The sequence below is a fragment of the Streptomyces anatolicus genome (assembly GCF_019400875.1).
Classification (GTDB): Bacteria; Actinomycetota; Actinomycetes; order Streptomycetales; family Streptomycetaceae; genus Streptomyces; species Streptomyces anatolicus.
In genome coordinates this window covers 1-4,174 of the sequence record NZ_WMBF01000521.1, presented here as the reverse complement: position 1 = coordinate 4,174, position 4,174 = coordinate 1, and the positions used below count along the sequence as shown (strand labels likewise).

At 72.4% G+C, this 4,174-nt stretch carries 5 protein-coding genes and 1 pseudogene; 1 reads left to right on the top strand and 5 read right to left on the bottom strand.

The features are described from left to right. A partial coding sequence (locus GKQ77_RS28750; RefSeq protein ID WP_258022136.1) for a DUF2264 domain-containing protein occupies nt 1-1,872 on the top strand: 1,872 nt, incomplete at its 5' end. Between the two features lie 6 nt (nt 1,873-1,878). Here the strand turns inward: GKQ77_RS28750 and GKQ77_RS28745 are convergent. The 5 genes and pseudogenes from GKQ77_RS28745 to GKQ77_RS28725 all read right to left on the bottom strand — a co-directional run. Beyond that, on the bottom strand, nt 1,879-2,406 hold the full coding sequence (locus GKQ77_RS28745; RefSeq protein WP_219691894.1) for a GAF domain-containing protein: 528 nt from the start codon (nt 2,404-2,406) through the stop codon (nt 1,879-1,881). Further along, complete coding sequence (locus tag GKQ77_RS28740) at nt 2,403-2,996, bottom strand: GTP-binding protein (RefSeq protein ID WP_055529255.1); 594 nt, start codon at nt 2,994-2,996, stop codon at nt 2,403-2,405. Before GKQ77_RS28740 ends, GKQ77_RS28745 begins: the two co-directional genes overlap by 4 nt. Continuing rightward, entirely contained in the window at nt 2,974-3,345 is a 372-nt protein-coding gene (locus tag GKQ77_RS28735) for a DUF742 domain-containing protein (protein WP_219691892.1), read from the bottom strand. The genes GKQ77_RS28740 and GKQ77_RS28735 overlap by 23 nt, the downstream gene beginning before the upstream one ends. A gap of 2 nt (nt 3,346-3,347) precedes the next feature. Next, on the bottom strand, nt 3,348-3,782 hold the full coding sequence (locus GKQ77_RS28730) for a roadblock/LC7 domain-containing protein (RefSeq protein ID WP_055529259.1): 435 nt from the start codon (nt 3,780-3,782) through the stop codon (nt 3,348-3,350). A gap of 79 nt (nt 3,783-3,861) precedes the next feature. After that, nucleotides 3,862-4,174, bottom strand: a pseudogene (locus GKQ77_RS28725) (ATP-binding protein); the annotation flags it as partial.

The window sequence follows — 4,174 nt, the reverse complement described above, 5'->3', positions numbered from 1 at the left end:
CACCTGACCTTGCCGCCCCCCGACCACGCCCTGTCCCCGCTGACCGGCTGGAGTCGGGCGCACTGGGAGGTGCTTGCCGATCGGCTGTTGGCGGCGCTGGTGCCCTATGCCACGCCGGGGTTCGCGCAGTACCGGCTGCCGGGGCGCCGGAGCTGGTCGGGAGTGGTGTCGGACGGACTTGAGGGCTACGCGCGGTCATTTCTGCTGGCCTCCTTCCGGATCGCGGGGGCGGGCGGCCAGGTGGACCCCCGTCTCGTAGAACGCTACGCGCGGGGTCTGACAACGGGCACCGACCGCGACAGCGGCGAGGCCTGGCCCGAACTCACCGACCGCTCCCAGCAGATGGTGGAGGCCGCCTCCATCGCGATCGGCCTGCACGAGACGCGACCCTGGATCTGGGACGCGCTCGACACCCGGGTCCAGGAGCGGGTCGTCGACTGGTTCTCCGGGTTCGTCGGCGCGAAGACCTGGGACAACAACTGGCGCCTCTTCCAGGTGGTGGCCGAGCAGTTCCTCGCCTCGGTCGGCGCCCCGTACAGCCGGTCGGACATCGACGGCGGCCTCGACCGCATCGAGGACTGGTACCGAGGCGACGGCTGGTACAGCGACGGCGACGGGCGCAACTACGACTACTACGCCGGCTGGGCGATGCACCTGTACCCCCTGCTGTGGGCGCGGATGGCGGGCCCCGGCGGCGACGGCGGGCGCGGCGAGGTCTACCGCGACCGCCTCCGCCAGTTCCTCACCACCTACCCGCACTTCTTCGGCGGCGACGGCGCCCCCGTCCATCAGGGCCGCTCGCTCACCTACCGCTTCGCCGCCGCCGCGCCCGTGTGGATGGGCGCCCTCGCGCAGTGCACGCCGCTCGCCCCCGGCCTGACCCGGCGCCTCGCCTCGGGCGCTGCCCGGCACTTCGTGGAGCGCGGTATCCCCGACGAGCGCGGGCTGCTGCCGCTCGGCTGGTACGGGACGTTCCTGCCGACCACGCAGGCCTACTCGGGCCCGGCCTCGCCGTACTGGGCGAGCAAGGGCTTCCTCGGCCTGCTGCTGCCCGCCGGCCACCCGGTGTGGACCGAACCCGAACTCCCGCTCCCCGTCGAGGAGTCCGACCAGTACACCGCGCTCCCCCAGCCCGGCTGGCTCCTGCACGGCACCCGGCACGACGGCATCGTCCGCCTCATCAACCACGGCAGCGACCACAACCCCCTCGAAGGCCCCGCCCGGGACGACCCCCACTACGCGAAGTTCGCCTACTCCACGGCGACGGCCCCCGAGACCACCCCGCGCGCGTGGGAACGTACCGTCGACGGCCACCTGGCCCTGCTCGCCCCGGACGGCACCCCGTCACGACGTCTGCGCATCCACCCGCTGAGCTGCGCGGGCCGGGTGGCGTCCTCCCGCCACGACGCCCGTCTGCCCGGCCTTGACGAGGAATTGCCCGTCGTGACGACGAGCGCCCTGCACGGCCCGTGGGAGATCCGCGTACACCGGCTGCGGGCCCCGGCGGGCACGACCCTTCGCGAGGGCGGCCACGCGGTGGCGGACACGTCCCGGCCGCACGCCGAACGCGGCCCCGGCTGGGCGCTCGCCCGCACCGCCACGGGGCTGACGAGCGCCGTGGTGGCGCTGCACGGCTGGGACGCGGAGACGGGCATCGCCCGCGAGGTCGCGGCCAACGCGTACGGGCCGCACTCCGCGACGCCGTACCTGACGTCGGCGTCCCCTCCGGGCAGGGAGAGTGTGCACGTCACGCTGGTGGCCCTCGGGCGGGACACCGTCCACGCGCGGGCGCTGCGAGAATCGGTCACCTGTGCCGTGCACGACGGCGGCGTCCGCGTCCGCTTCCCCGACGGAAGGGAGCTGAGCCTGTGACACGGGTCAGATCACGCCGTCCTCCCGCCGATGGATCCGCGCGACCAGTTCCGCGGCCATCGTCTTGATCGTGTCGAGCCCTTCCCTCCCCCAGCGGCGCGGCTCGACGTCGACGACGCAGACCGTGCCGAGGACGATGCCCGTACGGTCGACGAGCGGCGCGCCGAGATAGGAGCGGATGCCTATCTCGTCCACGACGGGGTTCCCCGCGAACCGGGGATAGTCACGGACGTCCTCCAGGACAAGGGCCTTGCGGCGCACCACCACATGCGGGCAGTACCCGTGGTCGCGGGCCATATAGCGCCCCATGGAGCTGTCCGGGGCGAGCAGACCGGCGAAGAACTGCCGGTCCTCGTCGATGAAGTTGACCATCGAGTAGGGCGCGCCGGTCAGCTCCGCGAGCCGGCCCGCGAAAAGGTCGAACTCCGGGTCGACGCGGTCCCCGATGCCCAGCCCGCGCAGCCGCCGCACGCGCGCGGGCGCCTCCGTGTCGACGGGGGTGAGCAGCAGGTGCCCTGCCGGGTCGTACCTCACGTGTGGGCTCCGTAGCTCGGCTCCGGGGCGTGGTTGAGGAGGTGCTTGACGAGGATGAGGAGCGTCTGGATGCCCGAGCTGGAGATCCGCGCGTCGCAGCGCACGACGGGCACTTGCGGGTCGAGGTCGATGGCGGCGCGCACCTCTTCGGGTTCGTAGCGGTGGGCGCCGTCGAATTCGTTGATCGCGACGATGAAGCCCATGCCGCGCTGTTCGAAGAAGTCCACGGCGGCGAAGCAGTCCTCCAGACGGCGCGTGTCGGCGAGCACCACGGCGCCGAGGGCGCCTTCGGACAGCTCGTCCCACATGAACCAGAACCGCTCCTGGCCGGGCGTGCCGAAGAGATAGAGCACGTGTTCGGGGTCGAGCGTGATGCGTCCGAAGTCCATGGCGACGGTCGTCGTGGTCTTGTTCTCCACGCCCGAGAGGTCGTCGGTGGCCTCGCTGACCGTGGTGAGCAGCTCCTCGGTGCTCAGCGGCGCGATCTCGCTGACCGCGCCCACAAAGGTCGTCTTGCCGACCCCGAAACCACCGGCGACGAGGATCTTCAGCGCGGTGGGGAAGGGGTCAGAGCTGTCGTCGTAATCCATCGAGCACTGCCTCCAACAGGGACCGGTCAGTGGGGTTGTGGTAGAAGTCCGGGGCCTTCGTGGTGAGGGCCCCGGAGTCGAGGAGATCGCTGAGGATCACTTTGGCCACGACCGCGGGCAGCTTCAGCTGCGCCGCGACCTCGGCGACGGAGGTCGGGGTCCCGCACAGGCCGAGGGCGGCGGAGTGCTCCGGCCCGAGATGGCCGAACGGGGTCGATCCGGTGGCCATCACCTGGGAGAGCAGGTCGAGTTGTGTGGTCGGTCTGGTCCGGCCGTTGCTGACCGTGTAGGGACGCACGAGCCGTCCCGCGGCGTCGTCGAGCCAGGGCCCGTCATGCGGGGCCGCCACGCTCAGCGCCTCATCGACGCGGGTTCCCCGGCGTGCTGCCGGGGCGCGGTGATCAGGTACGGGCGCACGCTCTTGACCAGCATCGCCATCTCGTAGCCGAGGACGGCGGCGTCCGCCTCACGGCCCGCGAGGACGGCGAGGCAGGTTCCGGAGCCCGCGGTGGAGACGAACAGGAGGGTGGAGTCCAGTTCCACGACGACCTGCCGGACGTCCCCGCCGTCCCCGAAGCGGATGCCCGCGCTGCGCCCGAGGGAGTAGAGCCCCGAAGCGAGGGCCGCCATGTGGTCGGCGCTGTCCGGGTCGAGGCCGTGCACCGACTTCACCAGGCCGTCGGAGGAGAGCAGGACGGCACTGCGGGTGTGCGGCACGCGCTGCACGAGGCCGCTCATCAGCCAGTCGAGATCGGATACATGGCCGGTCGGCGCATCGCTCGCCATGGTGGATCGACTCCTTGAGGTACGACGTACGAAGGTCCGCGGGTGCGGAGAGGGTGGATGCTCGGGCGTCATGTGCTGGTCAGCCGCCTTGCTCGCTCCCGCCCCGGGGGAGCCCACCGTCCGCGGGGGTGGGGTCGCGCGCGTCCTGCGCCTGGGCCAGGCCGATGCCGCGCTGGAACGCGGCCATCAGGCCCGGGTCGTGTCCGACGAGGTGCTCGCTCTCGGGGCGCGGTGGCGGGGCCTCCCGCAGCTGGGGCGCGATGTGCTCCTGCGCGCGCCGCTTGGGGAGCCGGGGCCTTTCGACCCGGCCGCGCACGGCACCCGCCAGGGGCACCGGCGGCGCGGTGGCGTGCTCGGCCGCCGCCTGCCGGTCCTCGGGGCGGATGCCGGGG